Origin of the sequence: Halobacillus seohaensis, from assembly GCF_042663045.1 — a bacterium.
Lineage (GTDB): Bacteria > Bacillota > Bacilli > Bacillales > Halobacillaceae > Halobacillus_A > Halobacillus_A seohaensis.
Map to the genome: position 1 here is coordinate 117,899 of NZ_JBHSZV010000004.1, position 24,915 is coordinate 142,813.

Sequence of the window (24,915 nt, forward strand, 5' to 3'; positions counted from 1 at the left end):
AATGCAACAAATAAAGACATTATGAACAAAAGTCTAACGATCAAGAATTTACCCAATCAAATGGGAAGGAGGTGCCTCCAGTGAGTGAACAGAAAAAAAGAAAACAACGTGAGCAAAAACAACATAAACCTACCCCAGCAAAAACTGATAATCCGAAACTAGCTGGTGAAAACAGACCTTCCACCTAATCATTTTTCTTTCAAAATTCTAATTATCATTAAAGACGCTGCTTATTAAAGCAGCGTCTTTTTAAACAAACATCCCCTTAAACATCCATCCTTTTTCGAATAGTCTTTTGGTGGATATTTAACCTGATCAATATAAAATTTGTCGTTAAATGGCTAACATCGTATAATTAAGTGAAACATTCTATTGTTCTTAAACGTTAATGATCATAAGGGATGAAAATGAAGAAAGGAAATTTTGTTCACACCTAGTGGTAATTTTTTGATATGATACCCTCATGACGTTAGGAGGGAATGTTTGTGAAATACCCAAATGGGAAAAAGTCTTCTAGTCCTCTTTCTAAGAGTAAATCAAAACCAGACTTCAGTAACAGAGGGATGAGTTTAGAAGAAGATATAGCTGCAACAAATGAATACTATCGCGTAGCAAACATTGCAATCATTCATAAGAAACCAACACCAATCCAAATAGTTAACGTTGATTATCCCAAACGCAGTGCAGCTGTAATTAAAGAAGCCTATTTTAAGCAAGCTTCAACAACAGATTTTAACGGAGTTTATCGGGGACGTTATATTGACTTTGAGGCCAAGGAAACAAAAAATAAAAGTTCCTTCCCTTTAAGTAACATTCACCAACACCAAATTGATCATATGAAGGATTGTCATAAACATGAAGGCATTTGTTTTTTAATTATAAAATTTTCTGTCCATGATGAAACTTACCTTCTACCAGCTCACCATTTCTTTCCTTACTGGGACGATCAATTTAATGGCGGTCGAAAATCGATACCCTATAATGATATAAAAGCTAGAGGAGTATTACTCCCCTTTCATTATCAGGCACGAGTAGATTATGCTAAAGTTTTAGATAAGCTCTATTTTTGAATGGAGGAATGACGACATGGCAAATGAAAGTCAGTCGAGAACAGCTAGAAGAAAACAACTTAAAGATAATAAAGCTAAAGGAAAGCGTAAACCTGTATTTAAGAAGATATTCATGACACTTTTAACAATTGGGATCATTCTAATGTTAGGTGTGGGTGGATTGTTTGCTTACTATATTTCTCAAGCACCACCATTAGATGAAGCGCAATTATCTGATCCATTTTCTTCTAAAATCTACGATAAAGACGATAACCTTATTACAGATGTAGCTGGAGAAGAAAGACGGACAAGAGTGAATTACAATGATCTTCCTCCACAATTAGTGGATTCTGTATTAGCAACAGAAGATGTCCGTTTTTTTGACCACTTTGGAATCGACTTTCGTAGAATCGGAGCGGCTGTACTAGCTAACATAACGAATGGCTTTGGATCAGAAGGAGCCAGTACAATTACTCAACAAGTTGTTAAACGATCCTACTTAACGAGTAATAAAACGCTAGAACGAAAAGTCCAGGAACAGTTTCTAGCTATCAAACTTGACCAGGAGTTTTCAAAGGAATCAATTCTAGAAATGTACCTTAATAAAATTTACTATGGCCAAGGAGCTTATGGCATAGTCGAAGCAGCAGAAACTTACTATGGCAAGGATAATTTAAACGAACTATCCTTACCTGAGTCTGCTTTGCTTGCCGGCTTGCCACAAAGACCTTCAGGTTATGACCCATACCGACACCCTGATCTTGCTCAAAAACGAATGAGTACAGTTCTGAATTTGATGGTTCAACACAATAAGATTACAGAAGAAGAAGCAGAAGAAGCTAAACAAACAAAAGTAGAAGATTTATTAGTGGAACCTTCTGATGATGACTCACCTTATCGTGCATTTATCGATCAAGTAAACAAAGAAATAAATGAAAAGATGGATGCCAATATTTATGAAGATGGTCTTAACATCTATACAACCATTGATCCAGATGCTCAAGATTATGTTGAAGAAATGTTAAGTGAAAATAGTTCGATTGATTGGCCAGATGAAACGTTACAAACAGGAATAGCGGTTACAGATACAGAGACTGGTGCTATACGTGCAATCGGCGGTGGTCGTAACTATATTAAGGATCATTTCAATTTTGCTACTGATATCGAACGGCAACCTGGTTCTACCTTTAAACCTATTACCGCTTATGGTCCGGCCATAGAACATGGGAAACTTTCGACCTATCATCAAATCAATGATGAAGCAATTGATATTAATGGTTGGACTCCAAAAAACTATGATGACCGGTTTAGAGGCTGGGTAAGCATGCGACATGCGTTAAGTCGTTCCCTTAACATTCCAGCGATTAAAACGTTGCAGGACACGGGAATTGATAAAGCAGAACCGTTTGTTGAAGGCTTAGGTTTTCAGCTAGAAAATGATATGGTACTGAGTGATGCTATTGGCGGCGGTGTTCTAACTAATCCCGTACAAATGAGTGGAGCATATGCAGCATTTGGTAATGAAGGCGTGTATAACGAACCACATACAGTTCGTAAAGTGGAATCGTCTGATGGCCAGACAACCGACCTAAAACCAGAAGCACAATCAGCAATGAGTGATTATACAGCCTATATGATCACCTCTATGCTACAATCCGTTATGACAGATGGCACGGGAACAGCAGCAAACGTTTCTGGTATACCGGATGCCGGTAAAACAGGTACGACAAATAGACCTTTAGAGGATGGTACTTCCATTGTTCCCGATGTTTGGTTTAGTGGATACACGAGCAATTATTCTGTTTCAATTTGGACGGGATATAGCGATAATAACCAAAACTTATCGAATATCTCCCAACAGATTCCTAAACAAATATACAAATCTGTTATGGGGCATATATCTGAAGGTGAAGAAACAGCAGATTTCAATAAACCAGATTCTGTGGAATGGATTGGTATAGAGTCTGGATCACGACCGGGCAAACTACCAAGTAACTACACTCCAGAAAGCCAAATAGTCAGTGAACTGTTTCACGTAGACAACAAACCTACAGAAACATCCGAACAATTCGAAAAATTAAATCCTGTTCAAGGACTGACTGCTTCTTACAATGAAGAAACAGAAGCCATTGATCTTGAGTGGGAATATGGAGATACTGATAACATCACCTTTAAAGTTTCTGTTGCTACTGATGGTGGTCAAGCTAGGGAGCTTACAACAACTAATAGTATGGGTATGGAGGTCTCTCAAATTCAACCCGGATCCAGTTACCAATTTACTGTTATTGCGGTTAGTAATAACGGAGATGCAGAAGAAAGTAATCCTGCCACTACTACAGTAGAAATACCGGGTGGTGAAGACGAAGAACAAGAAGAACAGGAGGAAGGATCCGAAGACGACTCAGATTCTGAAGAAGAAGGAGACGAATCTGAAGGAAACGAAAATAACGGTGAAGGCAATGGCAACGATAACGGCAACGGCAACGGCAACGGTAATGGTAATAATGGAAACGAAAATAACAATGGTAACAATGAAGACGGCGAAGCCCCTACTGGTGAGGAGCCAAGTGAAGAAGATGAAACTAGTGAGGAGGAATCAGGTGGTGGTGAAGGTACACCTGATTCTGACACTAGTGGGGATTCTCCAGAAAATAACGACGAAGGATCACAAGATGAGGAATAAGAAGAAACATAAAAAAGCTCCAAGACTGAAGAGTCTTGGAGCTTTTTATGTTATCTTTTCTTCTTTACGCTTTCTCTTCTGTCCTTCTCTACATAAGAACAGCAAGGGACATTCTCCACAATTTGGATTTTTTGCTTTACAATGATAACGTCCGAAAAATATCATACGGTGATGAGTATCACTCCACTCACTTTTAGGGATCTTTGTCATTAATGTCTTCTCCACTTCAAGAACAGTATCTTTATAGCGACAAATCCCTAAACGTTTAGAAATACGTTCTACATGAGTGTCTACAGCAATGGCAGGTTCATCAAAAGCTACCGATGCTACAACGTTTGCTGTTTTTCTACCAACGCCTGCCAAACCTTCCAATTCATTTTGAGTTTCCGGTACTTTGCTGTTAAAATCATCAATCATTGTTCGACAAAGCTTCTGAATATTTTTCGCTTTACTTCTGTATAATCCAATTTTTTTTATATCTTGTTCTAATTCTTCTAAAGGAACTGCTAAATAATCCGAAGGGTCTTTATACTTCCTAAACAATTCAGGTGTCACTTTATTTACAAGGACATCGGTTGCTTGGGCAGATAGTACTACAGCTATTAGTAGCTCAAATGGATTCTTATGTGTTAGTTCACATTCTGCTTCAGGAAACATTTCTTCGAATACATCTAAACAGTATCGTATTTGAGTTTTATTCAGCATAATAAACCCCTATTACTCTTCTTCCAGCCAATTATAATATAAGGATACATCCCTTTTGGTATTGGATTTGTCAGAAGTATTTTTATCTTGGCCTTGCCTGAATTTTTTTCCATGCTGCCTTGCTTGGTCAACTGTCTGTATCCCTTTTTTCTTCCATTCCCTTAAAATTCGATCAATATATTTAAAGTTTAATTTCCCCATTAGGACAGCTTCACGAAGAGCTGCCTTTATTAAAGCGGGTTCCTGTTCATCTTGATCAAGCCATATATTAATATTTTCTATTTCAAACGGAGAAAGTGGTCTGCCAAACTCTTGCTCAAACAAAGGAAATAAGTTTTCAGTTTGTTCAGGTATTTGCTTCTCTTGCATGGGGATGTTGAATAATTTTTCCCATAAAGGCTCTAATGAATAACATTCATTTCCTACTTGTTGATTTTGATGTTTTTGTTCAATAATTAGAAGACCCTTTTGTAATAGACTTCTTAAAATTTTAGAACACTCTTCCGTAGTAAATGATGTTCGTTCAGAGATTTCGTCTGGTGTAGGAAACAAATTTCCGTCTGTATGGAATTGATGGATTTGTAATACAGCAACTAATTCTTTCTCTGCAATACCTAATCCTCTATACTGAGTAATCAGTGCTTTTGGAATTGAAATCTGACTATCCAATATGGACTGGAACCTTTGATAGTTAGCGATTACTCTCACCTCATTCATAGATGTTTAAATAATGAAAACACCGATAGTAAAGCTTCCAATCGGTGTTTTCATCAACTAACTTTATTATGGATACAATCGATTCAGTAATCTTGGAAAAGGAATCGTTTCGCGGACATGTTCGACTCCAGAGATCCAAGCAACTGTTCGCTCAAGCCCTAACCCAAACCCTGAGTGTGGTACACTTCCATACTCGCGGAGTTGCAAGTACCAATTGTAAGCATCTCCTGTTAAATCATGTTCTTCATAGCGTTGACGCATCAATTCCAAATCATCAATTCGTTGTGAACCACCAATAATCTCTCCGTAACCCTCAGGAGCAATTAAATCAGCGCACAATACTACGTCAGACCGGTTGGGATCTGGTTTCATGTAGAAAGCTTTGATCTCTGTTGGATAGTTTGTAATAAATACCGGCTTTTCATAGCTTTCTGCAATAGCCGTTTCATGAGGTGCACCAAAGTCTTCACCCCACTCGATATCCTCAAAACCTTTTTCTTTTAATAAATCAATGGCATCGTCGTAACTAATACGTGGAAAAGGAGCCTTTATTTTCTCTAAAACTGAAGTATCACGACCTAATGCCTCTAAATCAAGTTTGCAATTTGCTAACACAGCTTGAATTACGTGAGAAACATATTGTTCCTGAACCTCTAGACTATCCTCATGGTCCATAAAAGCCATTTCCGGCTCAATCATCCAAAATTCAATTAAGTGTCGGCGTGTTTTTGATTTTTCAGCCCGAAAAGTAGGACCAAAACTAAACACTTTACCAAAAGCCATAGCCGCAGCTTCCATATAAAGTTGACCACTTTGCGAAAGGTACGCATCCTCGTCAAAATACTTCGTATGGAAAAGTTCAGTCGTCCCTTCCGCAGATGCCCCAGTTAAAATTGGTGAATCAATTTTAACATAACCATTTTCGTTAAAAAATTCATAAGTAGCTCGGATAATTTCATTTCTAACTTTCATTACAGCGTGTTGTTTCCTAGAGCGTAGCCATAGATGACGATGATCCATTAGAAATTCAGTTCCGTGTTCTTTTGGAGTAATCGGATAATTTGAGGCTTCTTGAATAATTTGAAAGTCAGATATTTGCATTTCATATCCAAAAGATGATCTGTCATCCTCAACAATAACTCCTGTGACATATAACGAAGATTCCTGAGTAAGTGCTTTGGCTTCCTGAAACTTTTCTTCTCCTAAATCAGCTTTAACGACAACTCCCTGCATGAATCCAGTTCCGTCTCTTAACTGCAAAAAAGCAATTTTACCGCTAGAACGCTTATTTTGAAGCCAAGCTCCAATAGTAACTTCTTGTCCTACATACTTTGACACTTCAGCAATCGTAGTTTTCACAATACATACCTCCAACTAACCCTTATGTTTTTCAATAAAATGTTTAATTCGATTTGCGGCTTCTTCCAACTGGTCTAAGGAAGTAGCATAGGAAAGACGCACATTTTCAGGAGAGCCAAACCCTGATCCTGGCACGAGCGCAACCTTTTCTTCATCCAATAAAGCGGTCACCCAGTCATCGACTTGGTCATATCCACATAAGGCTGCTGCTTGCTTTACGTTTGGGAATAAATAAAAGGCCCCTTTTGGTTTTTCACAGTGAATTCCAGGTATGTCAACTATCCAGCTATACAGCTTTTCTAAGCGATCACTAAAAGCTGATCTCATTTCTTCTATATCTTGATCTGATCCATTATACGCAGCAAGTGCTCCGTACTGAGATATAGACGTAGGATTAGATGTAGAATGGGAAGCCAAATTAGTCATAGCTTTAATAATTTTAGCTTGTCCTAATGCATAGCCAATTCTCCATCCTGTCATAGAGTGTGATTTGGAAACACCGTTGATAATAATTGTTTGATTAAACAGAGAATCAGATAATTGCGCTATTGAGATGTGTTTTTCCTCAGTATAGATTAACTTCTCGTATATTTCATCAGATACAATTAGAATATCATGCTTTAAACATATTTCACCAATAGCTTGTAATTCCTCTTTTGAATACATCATCCCTGTTGGATTACTTGGTGAATTAATGATAACAGCTTTTGTTCTTTCAGTAATTGATTGTTCAAGTTGTTCTGGGGTCAGCTTAAATTGTTGCTCTTCTTTTGTTTGAACAACAATTGGATTCCCTTCAGCTAACTTAATTTGCTCTGGATAACTTACCCAGTAAGGAGCTGGAACAATAACTTCATCTTTCTTATTTAACAAAACTTGAAATAATGTAAATAAAGCATGCTTAGCTCCAGTGGTAACAATAACTTGATCTTGATTGTACGTTAAATTTTGATCTTTTTGCATTTTATCAATAATGGCGCTCTTTAAGGCTGGAATACCACCAGAAGGTGTATATTTAGTTAGTCCTTCATCCATGGAACGTTTAGCTGCCTCGATAATATGGTTTGGTGTGTTAAAATCAGGTTCACCTGCACCAAGTCCTATAACGTCATGTCCTTCTGCTTTTAGAGCTTTAGCCTTTGCAGTAATAGCTAGAGTGCTTGATGGGGTTAATGATTGTACACGTTGTGCTAATTCCAATTTAGTCACTTCCTTATTAACTTTAAGATTTGGCTTGTCGAAATGCAAACCTTTGTACTTCCCGTCCATTCTCTAAATCGATATATTCAAAAACATACCGATTGCTTTCATCTGTATAAGTAACTTCCCATACAGGTCGATTTTCTTCATATGCTAATCGCGTATCAATAAGTTCACATTCATTGCATTCTGTTACAGACTTTTGAGCTGAGTTTATACCAATCATATCTTTGCTTGCAATAGTAGCCAATACTTCATTTGCTTCAAGATCCACAAACAGATAAGAACCTTCACCATTTACTATATATATAGGAGATTCTCCATTATAACGTACCACTTCTTCTATATTATTAAGTATATTTTCTGATTCAACAAAATTTCTTACGTCATCATAGTGGTTCGTCCGACTATCTTCAATGTGAAGGTACATCCAAGTGAGAAAGCTAAACATTATAATAAAAAGTACACCGATGATAAGAAGAATCCAACGCACCCAGCTAGGTACGGTAAATCGTGAAGACGGCTGTGTCCCGATCATCTTCATCTAACGCCATTCCAAACATTAAATTTTTCTCCTTCAACGTGCGATTTAAAGTGTCTACAATTTTATATAGATCATCAGTTTTTTGAATACGCACGGTCGAGAGTGTTTCTACTTTATTTGACATAGAACATATCTCCTAACATCTTCTTCCTCGGTAATTACCTTGTTTATTATAACAGGTATGACAAAAAATTCATCTTCAAATCCATTCCTTACAACCATTCTTCCATTCGTTTTAAAAGCTTTGTGGTAGAATCATGAGTCAGTGGTATGTTTGGTATCGATGACATAAAGTACTTTCCATATTTGGATTCAACAATTCGTTGATCACAGACAAACACCACTCCACGATCAGTACTAGATCGTATAAGCCTACCAAATCCCTGCCGAAACCGAATAATAGCTTCTGGTAGAGAATATTCCATAAAAGGATTCTTACCTTTATCTTTAACATGTTTGTCTCTTAGCGTTTGTACAGGCTGTCCTGGTGGCTGGAAAGGTAACCTTACAATAACTAAACAAGATAGATCGTCACCTGGAATATCAACACCCTCCCAAAAAGAGCTCGTCCCTAACAATATCGATTGATCAAATGCTTGAAAATTTTTCTTCAAACGATCCCTACTCCCGCTTGATACACCTTGGCCAAAAACCATATATTCTTCTGGATTAATCATTTCCTTTAGTAAAAAATACGTCTTTTTCAGCATATCATAGGATGTAAATAAAACTAGCATTCTCCCTTTAGTTATATAAGCCATCGAGTAAATTGCTTCACTTACTGAATATATAAATTCCTCGGGGTCGTCTCTTACATTTGGAAAATCATTTGGTACCATTAAGTTTACATTCTCATCAAAAGAATAAGGAGACGGTATATTTACCTGTATTAGATTATCTGTTTTGTTAAACCCTAACGTTTTTCTCATAAAGCTAAAGGATTGATTTGTTGTTAGAGTGGCACTTGTTAGAATAACACTTTGCTTCTGGGTGAACAGTCGCTTCTGAAGAAGCTGATTTAGATTGACTGGTTCACTAAACATATATATAGAATGATTTAGCCCATCTCCGTCCATTTCAATCCACTTTGCTTCATCCTGCTGCAAATCTGTAAAGTATGTGCTCAGTTGGGTGACCATTTTCTCGCAAACTTGTATGAAATGGTCTAATCGGGAAAGTACGATTTTAACTTTTTCGTCATTTGAACTCGTTGTTAAAGGTAATAATTGATCGACCATAGATTCAAGTCCTCTTTGAATCCGTTGAACTTTAGACAGAAATCGGTTCGTCATCTCTGCAGCAGTTGAAAGAAACGATTGATCTTTTAACTCCTGCAGCGAATATTGCATTCGTCCAACATCACTCTTAGATGTACTAGATTGTCGACTTCTTCTCATTCGATTAAATATAAACTTTGATAATTGACTCAGTTCTTCTTTTGCTTCCTCAACCGCTGCTTTATTGCGATCTAACAATGGATTCATATCATAAGATAAAAATTTTACATAACGTTCAGAAAAATTTTCGCTAATATAAGAAAGCTGCTTTTGCAATTCTTTGTAGTTTAAACGCATTCCAAAATAACGACTTGCTACCGATTCAAGCTGATGCCCTTCATCAATAATCACCTTTTCAAAAGGAGGCAAATGACTTTCAGCACTAATGAGATCTAAACAAAGGATCGAATGGTTTGTAATAATAATATCAGCATGCAGTGCTTTTTGCTCAGCCCAATAAAAATAAGACTGTTCTGATTTTAGATTGACAGACTTACCAGACTGCTCGGCAGATACTTTATGCCAAAACTGTTGACCATTTGATGGTAACTGGATTTCATCGATATCTCCTGTTGTTGTTTGAGTTAACCAAACTAATATCATTGCTTTAGCCAATGCTTCATCGTAGTTATCATATTGAGAATTTTCAAGCTCGTAGCTGAAGTGAACAAGGCTAATGTAATGGCTTCTTCCTTTATACAAAACCGCTTGGACTGGTTTATCAAACAAATTAGCTAACTTTGGTACTTCCTCATATAACAATTGATTTTGTAACGCCGTAGTATGTGTTGAAATAATAACTCTTTGCTTATTTATTATTGAGTAATATAGGGTCGAAAGCAAATAGGCTATCGATTTTCCAGTACCGGCCCCTGCTTCAATTAATGCGTGTTGGTTTTTTGAAAGGGACTGATATACAATGTCCGACATTTCCTTTTGACCTTTTCTTGATTCAAATCCATTGATAAATTGTTTCAATCCCTGTTCTCCCGTATAAGCTTCATTAATCCAAGTTTCATAAGCTGAAGAAATTGCATGTTCATCACTTGATAGCAGGTTTACTTTCTTGACTGCTACACCATACCATATATGAAACTTTTCTTCTTGAGCAGCATGGTACCTTGCTTTGTTAATAGCTTCATCTAAAAGAAGATCTAAGCGACTCTTTAATTTTGATGTTATTTTAAGTAAGTGTTTTAACGTACGTTCTGGTAAATTTCGTAACAACTTTAGAAGATGTATAAGAAGGTCACTTGTAACTTGCGCATCTGAAAGTGCACGATGTGGACGATCGTGTCCAAAATTTAATTGCTCTGATAATTGCCCTAATTTAAAACTAGGAGATGAGGGCATCAAGATTCTCGCTAACTCCACCGTATCTATTATAGGGTTATATAGAGAAGGATAGCCACATTTGTTTAATTCGGCATTTAAAAACCCTAGATCAAATTCTATGTTATGTGCAACTATGTACGCATCATTAAATAAATCATAAACTTCTTGTGCTATTTCTGAAAACAAAGGTGCATGTGATACATCTTCTTCACTAATTCCAGTTAATGAAGTAATAAACGGAGGGATTTCTCGGTCAGGGTACACCAAACTTGAGAATTCATTTGATATTTTATTCTCTTTCATGACGACCACACCGATTTCAATAATTCGATCTTTTTTAGACGATGAGTTGCCTGTTGTTTCCAGATCGACTATTGCAAAAGTAGTCATAGCTATCCCTCCTTTAACACGTTATGTACATAAAGTAAGGATCCTGCCTTTTGCCAGGCAAAGATCCTTACTTGGTCAAATTTATATTTCCACCTTAACGGGCAAGTAAGCCATCCACTAATGTATGGTAGAAAAGAGTAAGGGAAGCAAAATAAAGAAACTTCGTTCATTAAAGTTCACTTAATAAAGTACAAGCCGTTAATGGTGGTTCTTCCTCAATTATCTCAACCACATGATTATCTTCATCCATAATTGCAATTTTCGGTTTGAACTCAGCTAATTCTTCTTTGCTTAGTATAGCATAAGAAACGATAATTATAACGTCCTCCGGTTGTACAAGCCTAGCAGCAGCGCCATTTAAACACACGACACCACTCCCTCTCTCCCCGGAAATGACATAAGTCTCTAATCTAGCTCCATTATTATTATTCACAATTTGCACTTTTTCATGAGGTAATATATCTACCTGATCTAATAAGTCTTGATCGATCGTTATACTGCCCACATAATTTAAATTCGCCTCAGTTACCCGAGCACGGTGGATCTTAGCCTTCATCATCGTTCGAAACACGATGTATACCTCCTTGGTCGATTATCCTGATGTAACACCAGCATCGTTAAAGACTACATTATCAATGAGTCTTGCTCGCTTATAAAATACAGCAGCAGCAAGTATAACCTGACAGTCTATGGTCTCAATTGGCTCAAGTTCAGGGTAAGATAAAAACTCAATATAGTCTATTTTACCATGAGTTCGAAATTCAAGAAACTCCCTAGTTTTTTCTAAAATTATGTTTGGGTCGGTTTCTCCTTGTTCAACAAGTTTTTTACCATACTGTAACGCCTGTTGAATGGAAGGGGCTTCAGCACGCTCTTGATCTATTAAATTTACATTACGACTACTTTTAGCCAATCCATCTGATTCTCGAACGGTTTCAACAGGAATAAGCTTGATCGAAAAATTAAAGTCATGAATAAGAGCATCTACAACGGCTATTTGCTGTGCATCCTTCCTTCCAAAATACGCTCTAGTTGGCTGGCATATATTGAAGAGCTTTGTTAGTACAGTTACAACACCTTCAAAATGGCCCGGGCGAGTCCGACCGCACAATACATCTGCGCGTCTCACAACTGCAATTTTAAGAGATAAGGGAGTTGGATACATAGTGGAAGTGCTTGGGAAGAAAACTAAATCTACACCACTCTGTTCTGCCTGCCGTAAATCATGAGCCTCATCTCTAGGATAAGCATCTAAGTCTTCATTTTCTCCGAATTGTAAAGGATTAATAAAAATGCTTAAAATAACGAAATCATTTTCTTTTCTGGCATTTTTAATCAGCTTCATATGACCTTCATGTAAATATCCCATAGTAGGGACAAAGCCAATACTTTTCCCATCTAATCTAATTTGTTGTGCTTTTTTTTGTACATCTCTTATATTTGTTAATACATCCATACCCATGACTCCTTATACTTTTGGAAGCAACGAATCGTCTATCGTAAACGTATGTTCTTCTTTAGGGAATGAACCAGATTTAACTTCTGTTACATAAGACTGTACGGCTTCCTTCATATGTTCGTTACTATCAAAATATGTTTTAACAAACTTCGGTAAACGGTCTACACCATATTTTAAAATATCATGATAAACAAGGACTTGCCCATCCACATCTGCTCCTGCACCAATACCAATGGTAGGGATCGAGAGTTCCTCCGATATCAATTGTGCAAGTTCTTTCGGTACACATTCTAATACAAGTGCGATCGCACCAGCTTCTTCAACTCGCTTAGCATCATCTAACATCTGTTGTGCTGTTTTCTTATCTTTTCCCTGGACTTTGTATCCCCCTAGCACATGAACAGATTGAGGAGTCAAACCTAAGTGTCCCACAACTGGGATTCCACCGAACGTTAATTTTTCAATCGTGTACAATACATCTCCTGCACCTTCCAACTTAAGTGCTTGAGCTTCTGTTTCTTGAAAAAGCACGGTAGCGTTTTTCATCGTCTCTTCTAAGGAGACATGGTAGGACATGAAGGGCATATCCACTACAACAAAAGTATTCTTGGCCCCTCTTCTTACAGCTTTACCGTGATGAATCATATCATTTACTGTAACAGGAATAGTGGATTCATAACCAAGTACAACCATACCTAAACTATCACCTACTAAAATCATCTCTGTGCCAGCTTGTTCAGCAATTTTGGCTGAAGGATAATCGTAAGCTGTAATCATTGTAATTTTATTTTGCTCTTTTTTCATCTTTGTAAATTTAGATTTAGTCAGCATCGTAAGCACCTTCCCCCCACTCAATTTCAGCAGAATATAGTTTTTCTTCTGTACCATACATATCTCTAGTATTTAGGGCCCCATCTGCTTCAATACCTACAAGAGTAGCTTCCCATTTTCGCTTCATGGTTGTAATGGTAACTTTATCACCAATTTTATATCCATATTGTTCCCATATCTCTTTCACATGATTAAAACCTTCAACACTAAATTCATCATAGGTTGTTTCGAAGTTCATTAGAATGTCTTGAATAGTTTCAGCAATCAACCAATCTTGCATTGATTCCACTTGAAGAGAGGAAGCTTTGTGTCGGATCTCGCTAGGAATTTCTTCGTCCAGCTGGTTTAAGTTAATGCCAATGCCTAACACTACATACTGAATTTGATCGTGCTCTGCCTGCATTTCTGTAAGAATGCCCGACACCTTTTTATGGTTAATGAGAATGTCATTAGGCCACTTAATTTGCGGTGAAAGATTAGATCGACGAGCGATCACTTCAGCTAAAACTGTAGCTGCTAATAACGTGAGCTGAGGAGCTTGTACAGGTGAAAGGTCCGGACGTAATAGTATGCTCATCCATATACCTTTCCCTTTTGGTGAGTGCCACGGTCTAGCCATTCTGCCTTTTCCTTCTAACTGTTCATTTGCAACCACTACTGTACCATGTGGTTTTCCTTGCTTTGCCAATTGATGAGCAATTTCCTGTGTAGAAGAAACCTCATCATAATGATATAAATGATGACCGATCCAGCTTGTGTTTAATCCCCATTGAAGAGTATTCTCACTCACTTTATTAGGCGAAGATAATATACGATAGCCTTTTCTTTGAACAGATTCCATTTCATAGCCGTCTTTTTCTAGTTCTTTCATATGCTTCCAGACCGCAGTTCTTGAAATACTTAATTGTTCTGATAGTTGTTGACCTGATATATAACCTTCTTCTTGGTTTAGCAATTGAATTAAACGATTTCGGGTGGTTTCCATGTTTTTACCCATTCCTTTATAGCTTGATATTCATTAGGGATTTCCCCTAAAACTACCGCTCTCTCAATACGCTTAATACTTCTCCCTATCCAGGCACCTTTCCTTTGATCATGGAAAACAAGCAATAGATCATTTGCTTGAAAGGCTAGTTTTTTTCTGGATTGAATCGGTAATTGTTCATAGGTTTTTTCTAGAGATTGTTGATTAACCTTATAATTCAGCGCATTCATAACATTAGAAAATTTAACTATAAGGCTTCCAGAAAGATTATACAATATCCAGTTCAACTCACGATCATTCTCCCTAAAACGCCGAACAGCTTTTAAAAGCATAATAGATTCCCGCTTAACTTTATTGGACTGTTTCCACTTCTTAATCCAGTCATCCTCTTTATAAATCGAACCTTTTTCACAATAAAAGGCAACAATCTCTGCGAAACTCGTTAATCTTGACTGAGGCAGAATTTTTATAAGTTGTGGCTCATCTTGAAATATAGGGATATTATTACTAATCCCGATTGTGAAACAAAGTGGAAGTACGCGGTTATAATCGCGACCCGTACAGAGTTTTTCAAATTCTACTGCAATCCTTTCAACAGAGATTTGCTTTAGTAGATGAGCTTGTTTTTGTATTGCACTGTAAGTATTTTGTTCTAACGTAAATTGAAGCTCGCTGGCAAACCGTAATGCTCTCATCATTCGTAAGGGGTCTTCTTTGAAGCGTTCTTCAGGATGACCAACAGCGCGCAAAACTTGGTGATTTAAATCCTCCATGCCTTTATAAGGGTCTATGACCTTCTGTCTAGAGTTTAAAGCCATTGCGTTTATCGTAAAGTCTCTTCTTGCTAAATCCTCATTAATAGAACGAACAAATTGGACTTGGTCAGGGTGTCGATAATCCTCATAACCTTCTTCTGTTCGGTAAGTAGTTATCTCGTAAGATTCAGACTTATACCGTACGAGAACGGTTCCATGTTCAATACCAAGAGGGATGACTTTATTAAACAGCTTCATCACTTGGTCTGGCTTAAAAGACGTAGCCAGATCAATATCTTTTGTCTGTCGCTTTAAAAAAGTATCTCTTACAGCCCCCCCAACTACGTGGGCACTTCCGCCAGCTTCCTCAATGATTTTTATAATTTCCAAAGCCTTATTTATTTTAGGATTCATGTTGAACCACCTGATCATAAAGTTGTTCATAGTGTTTAACTATTGCTTCCGATGCAAACTTCTCTCTTACAATTGATTCACCTTTAACAGAAAAGTTATGAAGCATTTTTTCATCAGTCAACAACTGTATCGCATAGTTGGCGATAGCCTGAATGTCTCCAAGTTCTCCAATAAAGCCCGTCACTCCATGATCAATCACTTCTGGAATACCTCCAACGTTTGTTCCTATACATGGCACACCACAAGCCATCGCTTCTAGTAAAACAAGTCCAAAGCTTTCTTTTTCAGATAACAACAATTTCAAATTTGAGATTGAGAGCAGTTCACTGACATTTTCCTGTTTACCGAGAAATAAGACTTTATCCTCTAACTTTAAACTTCTAACGAGTTGATAACAAGTTGAATATTCAGGCCCATCGCCCACGAGTATTAATTTGCTAGGGGTACGTTTTTGAATCTCTGCAAAGACACGTATTACATCAGGAACACGCTTAACCTTGCGAAAATTTGAAATATGAATGATAACCTTCTCATGTTCTTCGATGTGATACTCCATTTTCAAGGAGGAGTTAGGTTCACGGTAATATTCACGTTCATCAACAAAATTATAGATCACATCTATCTCTTTATCCGTCTCTAATTGTTCCTTTGTTTGTGTTACTAAACTTTTTGAGACTGCGGTTACACGGTCAGAATTTTCAATTCCAAATTTAATCATTTGTTTCAAACTAGAATCGATACCTAAAACAGTGATATCTGTTCCATGCAATGTAGTTACAATTTTTATATCCTTCTGGCTCATCTGTTTTGCCAAAATTGCTAAAACTGCATGTGGCATCGCATAGTGAACATGCAAAATGTCTAATTCTTCGCGCTTTATTACTTCAGCCATTTTATTAGCTAAAGAAAGGTCATAAGGAGGGTGTTGAAATACGGGATAATTACTAACTTCGACTTCATGATAGAAAATATTAGGATATACTCTATTAAGACGAAAAGGAACTTGTGAAGTAATAAAATGAATTTCATGCCCTCGTTCAGCTAATAATTTCCCTAACTCTGTTGCAATTACTCCTGATCCCCCAACCGTGGGGTAACAAGTTATACCGATTTTAGCCATAAAATTTACACCTGATCTTTCCTGTCTTTAACAATCTTTCTCCATTCAATATCTCCACGATCTAAAGCACGAATCATAATCTCTGCTCCAGCAAGATTTGTAGATACAGGAATTTGATGGACATCGCAGAGTCGTAAAAGAGCAGTAATGTCAGGTTCATGCGGCTGAGCCGTAAGAGGATCCCTAAAAAAGAAAACCATATCCATCTCATTATCTGCAATTTTCGAACCAATCTGTTGATCACCGCCTAAAGGGCCAGATTGAAAACGAAAAATCGATAACCCTGTAGCTTCAGCAATCTTCTGTCCAGTTGTCCCTGTTGCAAAAAGTTGATGTTCTTTAAGAATTTCATAATAAGCTGTAACAAAGTTAATAATTTCTGGCTTTTTCTTATCGTGGGCAATTAAAGCAATATTCATTTTTGAGCCTCCTGATTAGTCTAGTAAGTGTTCTAAGCCATATACTAATACTTCAAGGTTCATTACCTCAGTTGCTGCTAATTTCACACCAGACATGAACGATTCACGATGATAGGAATCATGCTTGATCGTTAGTGTTTGTCCCAAGCCTCCAAAAACAACTTCTTGGTGAGCGACTAATCCAGGTAAGCGAACACTGTGGATCCTCATGCCATCTGCGTCTGCTCCTCGAGCTCCTTCTATTGTTTCTTTTTCATCAGGGTGTCCTTGCTGATGAGATGATCTTTCCTCTTGGATCAGCTGAGCCGTCTTAGCTGCAGTTCCAGAAGGTGCGTCAAGCTTTTGGTCATGATGCTTCTCTATTATCTCAACATCCGGAAAATGTTTGGATGCCCACTTAGAGAACTGCATCATAAGAACAGCTCCTACTGCAAAGTTTGGAGCGATAACAGCTCCCAACTGTTTGGATTCAGCTAATTCCCTTAATTCATTTAGTTGTTCCTCAGAAAAACCCGTGGTTCCTACCACAGGACGAATCCCATTCTCTAATGCCAACTTTGTATGCTTATATCCATACTCAGGAGTTGTAAGATCAATCAAAACATCAGCTTCAACTTCCTGGAAACAACTGTCAACATCTGTATAGATCATAGCATCAAATGATGGCAAGCCTTCCATTTCCTTTATTTGTTTCCCATCAAATTTACGATCAATACATGCAGCTAACTCTAGTGTATCTTCCTTTTCGATCATACGAAGCGCTTCGCTCCCCATCTTCCCTCTTGGTCCCGCTACAATACACTTAATATTACTCATGGTTTGACTCTCCTTCTATTCGTGTCCAGCGATCACGATCTCTTGTTTCGATTTTATTCATTGATTCCTCAAAAGCAGACGATAAATCTATATCTAGTGAATTAGCGAAACAGGTCAATACAAATAGCACATCACCCAACTCTTCTTCTAAAGCCTTTTCTGTCTCAGATGACTTTTTTGGTTTTTCTCCGTATCTATGATTCACTTCTCTAGCTAACTCTCCGACTTCTTCTGTTAACCGAGCCTGGAGACTTAACGGTGAAAAATAGCCTTCTTTAAATTGTGATATGTAACGATCAACTCTTTGCTGTATTTCTTTCGTATTATAATCCAATCTTCCAACCCCCTTGCAAATGGATAATCCTACTGTAATGGTAGCCAAAAGGAGTTGATTTGACAAATTTTTAGCTCTATTTATTGTAGATTATCTAACAAAACTTTATAATTATAGCCGTGACAATCAATTGGAGGTGAATAAATTGAAGGTATTTGGTTTAAAGATAAAGAATATCTTTTTTATCCTGATAGGATCGGCCATTTTTTCATTTGGACTCGTTCACTTTAACATTCAAAACGAACTAGGTGAAGGAGGTTTTACTGGGATTACTCTCCTACTTCTTTATTTATTCAACTGGGACCCCGCTCTAATGAATATTATTTTAAACATCCCAGTTCTCATCGTTGGATGGAAAATTCTTGGTCGCACAACCTTTTATTATTCATTAATCGGTATCATAGCTGTATCTGTTTTTATCCGCATTTCTCAAATGTATCTAATCGAGATTGACCTTGCCTCTGATTTGACGTTGGCATCCCTCTTTGCGGGTGTTTTTATAGGAGTTGGTCTTGGAGTTATTTTTAGGTATGGAGGGACAACAGGAGGCGTAGACATAATTGCTCGTCTCATACATAAATATTTAGGTTGGAGTATGGGGCGTGCTATGTTTTTATTTGACGCTATAGTCATTATGATATCTATCCTTACCTACTTAGAGCATATTAAAGGTATGTACACACTCGTAGCCGTATTTATAGGTGCTCGTGTAATTGACTTTATTCAGGAAGGAGCTTATGCAGCAAGAGGAGTGACAATCATTTCAGAAAAAAGCGAAGACATTTCTCAAAGGATTATGAATGAAATGGATCGTGGCGTGACTGTATTACAAGGAAAAGGTTCATTTACCGGATCCAGCCGTGACGTATTATATTGTGTAATAGGTAAAAATGAGATTATCCGATTAAAGAATATTATCGAAAACGTTGATTCTCACTCTTTTGTTACAGTTAGTCACGTACATGACGTTATTGGAGAAGGATTTACATTAGACGAAGACAAAAAACCACTAAATGATTAAAAAACTCCCTCTTGATACTTGATCAAGAGGGAGTTTTCATTAATCTTGGTTCATTCCGAAAAACATGAATATAAATCTCAAAAGTTCGGCAAGAGCTACTAGTGCGCCAGCAACGTAAGTTAACGCGGCTGCGTTTAGCACTTTTTTCGTCTTACGCTCTTCATCATTTCGAATAACACCAGTGGAGACGAGTTGTCCCATCGCTCGATTGGAAGCATCAAATTCTACTGGCAACGTAACAAACTGGAACAATACTGCTGCAGCAAAAAATACGATACCAATAAGCAGTAATCCTGACCATTGTAGTAACATTCCACCTATAATTAAAAAGATGGCACTGTTAGAACCAAGACTAGCCACAGGTACTAATGCACTTCTAAACTTCAAGAAAGCATACTCCTCAGCGTCTTGAATGGCGTGACCTACTTCGTGTGCAGACACGGCTGAAGCAGCCATAGACCGCCCATGATAGTTATCTGAAGAAAGTCTAATAACTTTTTTCCTAGGATCATAATGGTCGGATAACATTCCCTTTGTCTCTTCAACCGATACATTGTTAATTCCATTATCATTTAATATCTTTCGTGCAACTTCTGCACCTGTCATTCCAGAAGAAGTAGCAACTTTCGAATATTTCTTGTACGTGCTTTTTACTTTTGAAGATGCCCAAATCGGCACAATCAAAATAATTGCAAAATAAATGAGAAATTGCATTAGACCCATTTTTTCATTCCTCCATCTTAGATGTATAGGTCAATTTTAGTCAAATTCACATAAAAAATCAACTATTAAGTTTTCTTTTTTCTTTATTAAGTTCTCTTTCCGCTTTATACTTTCGGTACCCTACGTAAACAAGTGTACACAATATAGTCGTACCAATGATAATGGCTGTCCATATGAACGCATCATATTTTCTTTGTTCTGATGATTCAGTAGATATTAATTCTAGTTGTTGCATAACAAACTGCTTTGTTTCGAGCGATTCACTTGATTGGTAGTGTGACATGGCTTCATTTACTCTTTGTATTTCTGTCGGTTTCAAGAAATAATTTAACGTAGGAGCTATTGTTGTCCATTGCTTGATCACTTGTTTCCGTTCCATAACTTCGACAGAATTTAAAATGTCCATTGTTAAACCGACCGCGAATTCGTTCGGATCAGGTTGAATAGAGGCTTTCAAAAAATAAATCAATTCCTCGGCTCGTTTCGGATCATCAATGGCAGCTGTAGACAGTTGCTCCAATTTTTCTTTTTGTGCAGGAGATTCCCCTTCAAAATAGCTTTCCATTTCACTAAAACGATTATTCAACATTCGTTCGGCTAGTTCGTATTTTTCATCTTGTATTAAATATCTATATTGGGTTATAAATGAATCCCACTTTTGATCTTCGGAACTAGCCAGGAGCCAATGATTGCTCAAAAAAACCAAACAAGCGAACGATAAGATAATAGTGAGAATAGCTCGTCCCATAATGTCTCTCCCTTTCTACATCTACCTTTATGATAGTGTATGAAGGAAGTTTCAGGTTTAGACCGTACGAGTTTTTGATTGTGTCAAGTAGTAGCAAACCCCTATGCAAAAAATACTTAGCCAGAAAGTGAAATAGCCAATCTCATCCATATACTCCATGATAGCAGGATAAACGGGCATTTGCTCAAACACATAATCAATTATGTCGTTATGTATAGTCCATAAGGCAGCCAAGATAATGTGTTTCATCTTTATTTTATAGTAAGGAGCATATAAAAGACCTTGTATCGCCATAGCTCCATGAGATATAACAAGCATATAACCCGACCAAGGAAGTCCACCATATTCCATAAGTGTAAGTCCATTCATAATTACAGCCCAAACTCCATACTTTAGAAGTGTAATTATAGCTAATGCTTCAATATAAGGAACGTTTTTCCCAACTAAATAAAAACCTAAAAATATAGTAAAAAACAAACTAGCTGTAGGACTGTCAGGAACAAAGATCCAGAAAATAGGATCCGTTTGTAATAGCTGATACTCATACCAAATAAATCCATAAATCGTTCCTAATAGATTGATGACAAATAACAATAATAAGAAGCTGCGATGGTTTAGTATATAAGGGATAATCGCCTTCATAAAAATCCTCCAATGATAAATGAGCCGCGCTCTGAAGGGAGAGCACGGCTCATTTATTTATAGTAATATATTACTCTTCAGCAGCTTCTTCTTCAGAACCCTCTTCGGATCCTTCCTCAGCACCTTCTTTACCTTCAGAGTCCCCTCCTCCATCAACGGTAGGACTTGTAACAAAAGCAGCTAGTGCTTCTAGCTCTTCATCTGATCCTTCAAAAATTCCCGATGGCATTTCTCCAATACCGTTTTGGGCAATTTTTTTAATTTGATCTGCTGGAAGTTGTGTATCAATTAGAGCAGGATAGCTTCCTGTTCCTTCAAGGCTTCCACCATGACAACTTGCACAGTTCTGTTCATAAATCTCATAACCGGCAGCTTCAGTATCAATTTCAGTTTCTTGCGCCTCAATACTTACGCCGTACTCTTCGCCACGCTCTCCATAATCGACTGAAGAAACGGACTCATAAGTTAGCCAGAAGGTAGCAATGAAACCCAACATCATTAGACCTACAGCAATTGGACGTTTGTGCGGACGACGCTCTGGTCCTCTATCGAGAAATGGCGCAAGCAGTAAAGCTCCAAAAGCTATACTTGGCGCGACAATCGCTCCAAATACGATAAAGTCTCCACCAGCAAATTGATATTTTAAGAATTGGTATAAGAATAAGAAATACCAGTCAGGCAACGGAATATATCCGGCGTTGGTTGGATCTGCCTGCTGCTCTAGTGGTGATGGATGAGCGGCAGTCAAAATAAGAAAACCAATGAGGAAAACCGAACCAACTAACCATTCTTTAAGAAGGAAGTTCGGCCAAAACGCTTCCGTACGACCAGGGTATTCTGAATAATCTTTCGGTAAATTGGCTTTTTGTTCAGCGGTAATACGTGAATCACCGACAAACTTCATACCTTTTCCCCTATGCACAGCTATCCCTCCTTTACATCATTTCCATTTTATAGTGGACCGGCAATTCCTTGTTTACGAATCAAAATAAAGTGAGCACCCATTAAACCAAATAGGGCTGCAGGTAAAAAGAACACATGGATCGCAAAGAATCGTGTTAGCGTTTGAGCTCCTACAATTGAAGGATCTCCTGCTAATAATGTTCGAATACCATCACCGATAAATGGTGTAGCGGCAGCAATTTCTAAACCAACTTGAGTAGCAAAATAAGCTTTGTTATCCCATGGTAGTAAATATCCTGTGAATCCTAGGCCTAACATGACAAAGAATAAAAGAACACCAACTATCCAATTCAATTCACGAGGCTTCTTATAAGCTCCTTGGAAGAATACCCGTAAAGTATGTAGAAATAACATGACGATAACTAGGCTGGCTCCCCAGTGGTGCATTCCACGGACGATCTGGCCGTATGCAACTTCTTTTTGTAAGTAATACACGGATTCCCAAGCATTTTCGATATCAGGTACGTAATACATGGTTAAAAACATCCCTGATAAAATTTGAATCACAGTGATAAAGAATGTCAATCCACCAAAACAGTAGACAAATGCTGAAAAATGATGGGCTGGGTTGACATGCTCAGGCACTTCGTGGTCGGCGATGTCACGCCATATAGGTGTGATGTCTACGCGTTCATCGACCCAATCATAAATTTTTTGTAGCATGAATTACGCCCCCTATCTATCTTGTGCTTGTCCAAGGTATAGCATACCCTCTTCGACTTTGTGATCGTATACTGGCAAAGGTGCTGTAGGCGGTGTACCTGGCACATTAACACCATCTTTTGTATAACGACCAGCGTGACATGGACAGAAAAATTGGTCAGGATAATTTTCATCGGAAGCCCAATCGACTGTACAGCCTAAGTGAGTACAAATCGGTGAAAGGGCAATGATTTCATCTTCCTCCGTCCGATATACCCATGCCGTTTTTTGCACTTCTGACTCATACCATCCATCAACTTGATCAACAATCCACTCAAATCTTTGTGGTTCATTTGTAATTTCATCAACTGAAACCACGGACTGGAAATCTCCAACAGCCGATGGTTTTAACACAGGATCAATAGCAAACCTGACCATTGGCGCTAGCATTCCTGCTGCCATGAAACCACCAACACCAGTTAGTGTGTAGTTTAAAAATTGACGACGGGATACTCTTTGTTTATCGCTCATTCTTTTCCCCCCTCTGTGCTGTAATCCATGCATCATGGATTGATAACATACAGTTTACTAGGACATTACTATGATAGCGTAATCTTAAAGCGCGGTCAATATAATATCAGGGGTAACCCAAAGTTTTCCCCTTACCAGTAAGCTTGAATAAGTTCACTCACCTGACTAACCTGTTCTTTAACAAATGATTTTGTTTCCGTTGACTTGAGGTCTCTATCATTCATGCTAGGCACCCAGATTAAATGTCCTGCGAGATTTTTCTCCCATCTCTTCCATTTTGTATCAAAAGTAAATAAAAATACATGATCGAAGGGTTGTTTTTGAAATTTTTCAATCCAATGGTTAATTCGCTCCACTTCAGTTTCATAAAAATCAGTTAAATAGTTGTAATCTGGGGCTGTGAAAATTCGTCCCCGATAGTCTTTTTCTAAAAGTTGTGTAAATACTTGATTCAATTCTCTTTGGAAAGCCTCTTTCACCATTTTTTCGTCTGAATCTGGACTTAACGGGATAAGAGGGATGAATAGTGTATCTACATACTCTTTTTCAGAAACATATAATTTTGTATCGTTTTTAGTCCACTGCATAATTATCCCTTTCCTTTCACCTATTCCTTTCTATTTTACTAAAAAAATACAAAAAGAAAAGCTAAGAGGAACATTTCCTCTTAGCTTTTCTTAAATTAATAACATTTCAAAGCTTCATTAACTTCGACTAGAGCTTTTGCTAAATGATTAAACTCACTTTGATCCCCTTCTTGAAGGGATTGATCAATTCGCTTTTCAAGTTGTTGCTTTTTGTATAACAGAAGGCTTGATGAAAGCAACTGTTCAGCCTCTTCGCGATCATTTTCATTCTTGTAATGATCTTTAGGTAAATAAGGATTTTCTTCCAATACTAAAGCATACATCGAACACTGATGAGCATTCTCAAAATTCATTTGAATGTAGATAGGCTCCTCTTGGTTCATCCGTAAATCGTGAAATGACTTTTCTGCATCATTTGTCATAACTTGGCCTTTGTAAAAACGAAATGGAGGATCTTTTACTCCCTGGGCTGTTATTTCCATTCCACGGGGACATAACTTTACATCTTCTACGAAACACACATACGTAAGTAATGATTCATGATTCATCAAATAATTAAGAATCCAGACACTTTCACGCTTTTTTAGTTGATAATGATTTAAGAACCAGCGGACAAATTCTTTTTTTTCATTAACAGAAATCGGTGTTTGCATAGGCGCCCCCTCC

General features: G+C 37.6%; 27 protein-coding genes. 3 read left to right on the forward strand and 24 right to left on the reverse strand.

Annotated elements, in window-relative coordinates; genetic code table 11:
• Positions 1 to 485: 485 nt before the first annotated feature.
• Together recU and ACFQIC_RS00860 are read left to right on the forward strand one after the other, a co-directional pair.
• A complete protein-coding gene (gene recU, locus ACFQIC_RS00855; RefSeq protein ID WP_390216894.1) occupies positions 486 to 1,070 on the forward strand; it encodes a Holliday junction resolvase RecU in 585 nt (194 codons plus the stop codon).
• A gap of 16 nt (positions 1,071 to 1,086) precedes the next feature.
• Positions 1,087 to 3,732: a PBP1A family penicillin-binding protein gene (locus ACFQIC_RS00860; protein ID WP_204706355.1), complete on the forward strand. Its 2,646-nt coding sequence runs from the start codon at positions 1,087 to 1,089 to the stop codon at positions 3,730 to 3,732.
• A gap of 45 nt (positions 3,733 to 3,777) precedes the next feature.
• Here the strand turns inward: ACFQIC_RS00860 and nth are convergent, their stop codons facing one another.
• From nth to ACFQIC_RS00940, 16 genes are all read right to left on the reverse strand, one after another.
• Positions 3,778 to 4,437 carry an endonuclease III gene (gene nth / locus ACFQIC_RS00865; RefSeq protein ID WP_204706357.1) on the reverse strand — a complete coding sequence of 220 codons (660 nt, stop codon included), beginning with the start codon at positions 4,435 to 4,437 and terminating at the stop codon, positions 3,778 to 3,780.
• Between the two features lie 12 nt (positions 4,438 to 4,449).
• Entirely contained in the window at positions 4,450 to 5,154 is a 705-nt protein-coding gene (locus ACFQIC_RS00870) for a DnaD domain-containing protein (RefSeq protein WP_204706359.1), read from the reverse strand.
• A gap of 66 nt (positions 5,155 to 5,220) precedes the next feature.
• Positions 5,221 to 6,513: an asparagine--tRNA ligase gene (gene asnS, locus ACFQIC_RS00875; protein WP_204706361.1), complete on the reverse strand. Its 1,293-nt coding sequence runs from the start codon at positions 6,511 to 6,513 to the stop codon at positions 5,221 to 5,223.
• A gap of 15 nt (positions 6,514 to 6,528) precedes the next feature.
• Positions 6,529 to 7,713: a pyridoxal phosphate-dependent aminotransferase gene (locus ACFQIC_RS00880; protein ID WP_204706363.1), complete on the reverse strand. Its 1,185-nt coding sequence runs from the start codon at positions 7,711 to 7,713 to the stop codon at positions 6,529 to 6,531.
• Between the two features lie 22 nt (positions 7,714 to 7,735).
• A complete protein-coding gene (locus ACFQIC_RS00885; protein ID WP_390216895.1) occupies positions 7,736 to 8,164 on the reverse strand; it encodes a hypothetical protein in 429 nt (142 codons plus the stop codon).
• 46 nt (positions 8,165 to 8,210) lie between these two features.
• Complete coding sequence (locus ACFQIC_RS00890) at positions 8,211 to 8,381, reverse strand: YpmA family protein (RefSeq protein WP_204706367.1); 171 nt, start codon at positions 8,379 to 8,381, stop codon at positions 8,211 to 8,213.
• Positions 8,382 to 8,469: 88 nt separating this feature from the next.
• The gene (gene dinG, locus ACFQIC_RS00895) at positions 8,470 to 11,259 is read right to left on the reverse strand and encodes an ATP-dependent DNA helicase DinG (RefSeq protein ID WP_204706369.1); all 2,790 of its coding nucleotides are present in this window, start codon (positions 11,257 to 11,259) and stop codon (positions 8,470 to 8,472) included.
• Between the two features lie 169 nt (positions 11,260 to 11,428).
• Positions 11,429 to 11,830, reverse strand: coding sequence for an aspartate 1-decarboxylase (gene panD, locus ACFQIC_RS00900; protein WP_204706371.1), 402 nt, complete (start codon positions 11,828 to 11,830; stop codon positions 11,429 to 11,431).
• Between the two features lie 21 nt (positions 11,831 to 11,851).
• Entirely contained in the window at positions 11,852 to 12,715 is an 864-nt protein-coding gene (panC, locus tag ACFQIC_RS00905) for a pantoate--beta-alanine ligase (protein ID WP_204706373.1), read from the reverse strand.
• Between the two features lie 12 nt (positions 12,716 to 12,727).
• Entirely contained in the window at positions 12,728 to 13,549 is an 822-nt protein-coding gene (gene panB, locus ACFQIC_RS00910) for a 3-methyl-2-oxobutanoate hydroxymethyltransferase (protein ID WP_204706376.1), read from the reverse strand.
• Positions 13,539 to 14,534 carry a biotin--[acetyl-CoA-carboxylase] ligase gene (locus tag ACFQIC_RS00915; protein WP_204706378.1) on the reverse strand — a complete coding sequence of 332 codons (996 nt, stop codon included), beginning with the start codon at positions 14,532 to 14,534 and terminating at the stop codon, positions 13,539 to 13,541. The genes panB and ACFQIC_RS00915 overlap by 11 nt, the downstream gene beginning before the upstream one ends.
• Positions 14,510 to 15,703 carry a CCA tRNA nucleotidyltransferase gene (locus ACFQIC_RS00920; RefSeq protein WP_204706381.1) on the reverse strand — a complete coding sequence of 398 codons (1,194 nt, stop codon included), beginning with the start codon at positions 15,701 to 15,703 and terminating at the stop codon, positions 14,510 to 14,512. Before ACFQIC_RS00920 ends, ACFQIC_RS00915 begins: the two co-directional genes overlap by 25 nt.
• Positions 15,693 to 16,823 (reverse strand): N-acetyl-alpha-D-glucosaminyl L-malate synthase BshA, encoded by a 1,131-nt coding sequence (gene bshA / locus ACFQIC_RS00925; RefSeq protein WP_204706383.1) that lies wholly within the window; start codon positions 16,821 to 16,823, stop codon positions 15,693 to 15,695. Before bshA ends, ACFQIC_RS00920 begins: the two co-directional genes overlap by 11 nt.
• Positions 16,824 to 16,828: 5 nt before the next feature.
• Entirely contained in the window at positions 16,829 to 17,242 is a 414-nt protein-coding gene (mgsA, locus tag ACFQIC_RS00930; RefSeq protein WP_204706385.1) for a methylglyoxal synthase, read from the reverse strand.
• Positions 17,243 to 17,257: 15 nt separating this feature from the next.
• Entirely contained in the window at positions 17,258 to 18,058 is an 801-nt protein-coding gene (gene dapB, locus ACFQIC_RS00935; RefSeq protein WP_204706387.1) for a 4-hydroxy-tetrahydrodipicolinate reductase, read from the reverse strand.
• Positions 18,051 to 18,392, reverse strand: coding sequence for a nucleotide pyrophosphohydrolase (locus tag ACFQIC_RS00940; RefSeq protein ID WP_204706389.1), 342 nt, complete (start codon positions 18,390 to 18,392; stop codon positions 18,051 to 18,053). Before ACFQIC_RS00940 ends, dapB begins: the two co-directional genes overlap by 8 nt.
• 145 nt (positions 18,393 to 18,537) lie before the next feature.
• On the opposite strand from ACFQIC_RS00940, the gene ACFQIC_RS00945 reads away from it, so the two are divergent.
• Complete coding sequence (locus ACFQIC_RS00945) at positions 18,538 to 19,413, forward strand: YitT family protein (RefSeq protein WP_204706391.1); 876 nt, start codon at positions 18,538 to 18,540, stop codon at positions 19,411 to 19,413.
• Positions 19,414 to 19,452: 39 nt separating this feature from the next.
• Here ACFQIC_RS00945 and ACFQIC_RS00950 read toward each other — a convergent pair whose 3' ends face one another.
• The 8 genes from ACFQIC_RS00950 to ACFQIC_RS00985 form a co-directional block, all read right to left on the reverse strand.
• Complete coding sequence (locus ACFQIC_RS00950; protein ID WP_204707544.1) at positions 19,453 to 20,127, reverse strand: zinc metallopeptidase; 675 nt, start codon at positions 20,125 to 20,127, stop codon at positions 19,453 to 19,455.
• A gap of 67 nt (positions 20,128 to 20,194) precedes the next feature.
• The gene (locus tag ACFQIC_RS00955; RefSeq protein WP_204706393.1) at positions 20,195 to 20,884 is read right to left on the reverse strand and encodes a sporulation protein YpjB; all 690 of its coding nucleotides are present in this window, start codon (positions 20,882 to 20,884) and stop codon (positions 20,195 to 20,197) included.
• A gap of 57 nt (positions 20,885 to 20,941) precedes the next feature.
• Complete coding sequence (gene lhaT / locus ACFQIC_RS00960; protein WP_465260864.1) at positions 20,942 to 21,517, reverse strand: lipoprotein heptaprenylglyceryl N-acetyltransferase LhaT; 576 nt, start codon at positions 21,515 to 21,517, stop codon at positions 20,942 to 20,944.
• 79 nt (positions 21,518 to 21,596) lie between these two features.
• The gene (locus ACFQIC_RS00965) at positions 21,597 to 22,448 is read right to left on the reverse strand and encodes a menaquinol-cytochrome c reductase cytochrome b/c subunit (protein WP_204706397.1); all 852 of its coding nucleotides are present in this window, start codon (positions 22,446 to 22,448) and stop codon (positions 21,597 to 21,599) included.
• Positions 22,449 to 22,477: 29 nt separating this feature from the next.
• Positions 22,478 to 23,152, reverse strand: a complete 675-nt coding sequence (qcrB, locus tag ACFQIC_RS00970) for a menaquinol-cytochrome c reductase cytochrome b subunit (protein WP_204706399.1) — start codon at positions 23,150 to 23,152, stop codon at positions 22,478 to 22,480.
• A gap of 12 nt (positions 23,153 to 23,164) precedes the next feature.
• Positions 23,165 to 23,662 carry a QcrA and Rieske domain-containing protein gene (locus tag ACFQIC_RS00975; RefSeq protein ID WP_204706401.1) on the reverse strand — a complete coding sequence of 166 codons (498 nt, stop codon included), beginning with the start codon at positions 23,660 to 23,662 and terminating at the stop codon, positions 23,165 to 23,167.
• A 131-nt stretch (positions 23,663 to 23,793) separates the two neighbouring features.
• Positions 23,794 to 24,249, reverse strand: a complete 456-nt coding sequence (locus ACFQIC_RS00980) for a DUF2487 family protein (protein WP_204706403.1) — start codon at positions 24,247 to 24,249, stop codon at positions 23,794 to 23,796.
• A 95-nt stretch (positions 24,250 to 24,344) separates the two neighbouring features.
• Positions 24,345 to 24,902 carry a ReoY family proteolytic degradation factor gene (locus tag ACFQIC_RS00985; RefSeq protein WP_204706406.1) on the reverse strand — a complete coding sequence of 186 codons (558 nt, stop codon included), beginning with the start codon at positions 24,900 to 24,902 and terminating at the stop codon, positions 24,345 to 24,347.
• Between the last annotated feature and the right edge of the window lie 13 nt (positions 24,903 to 24,915).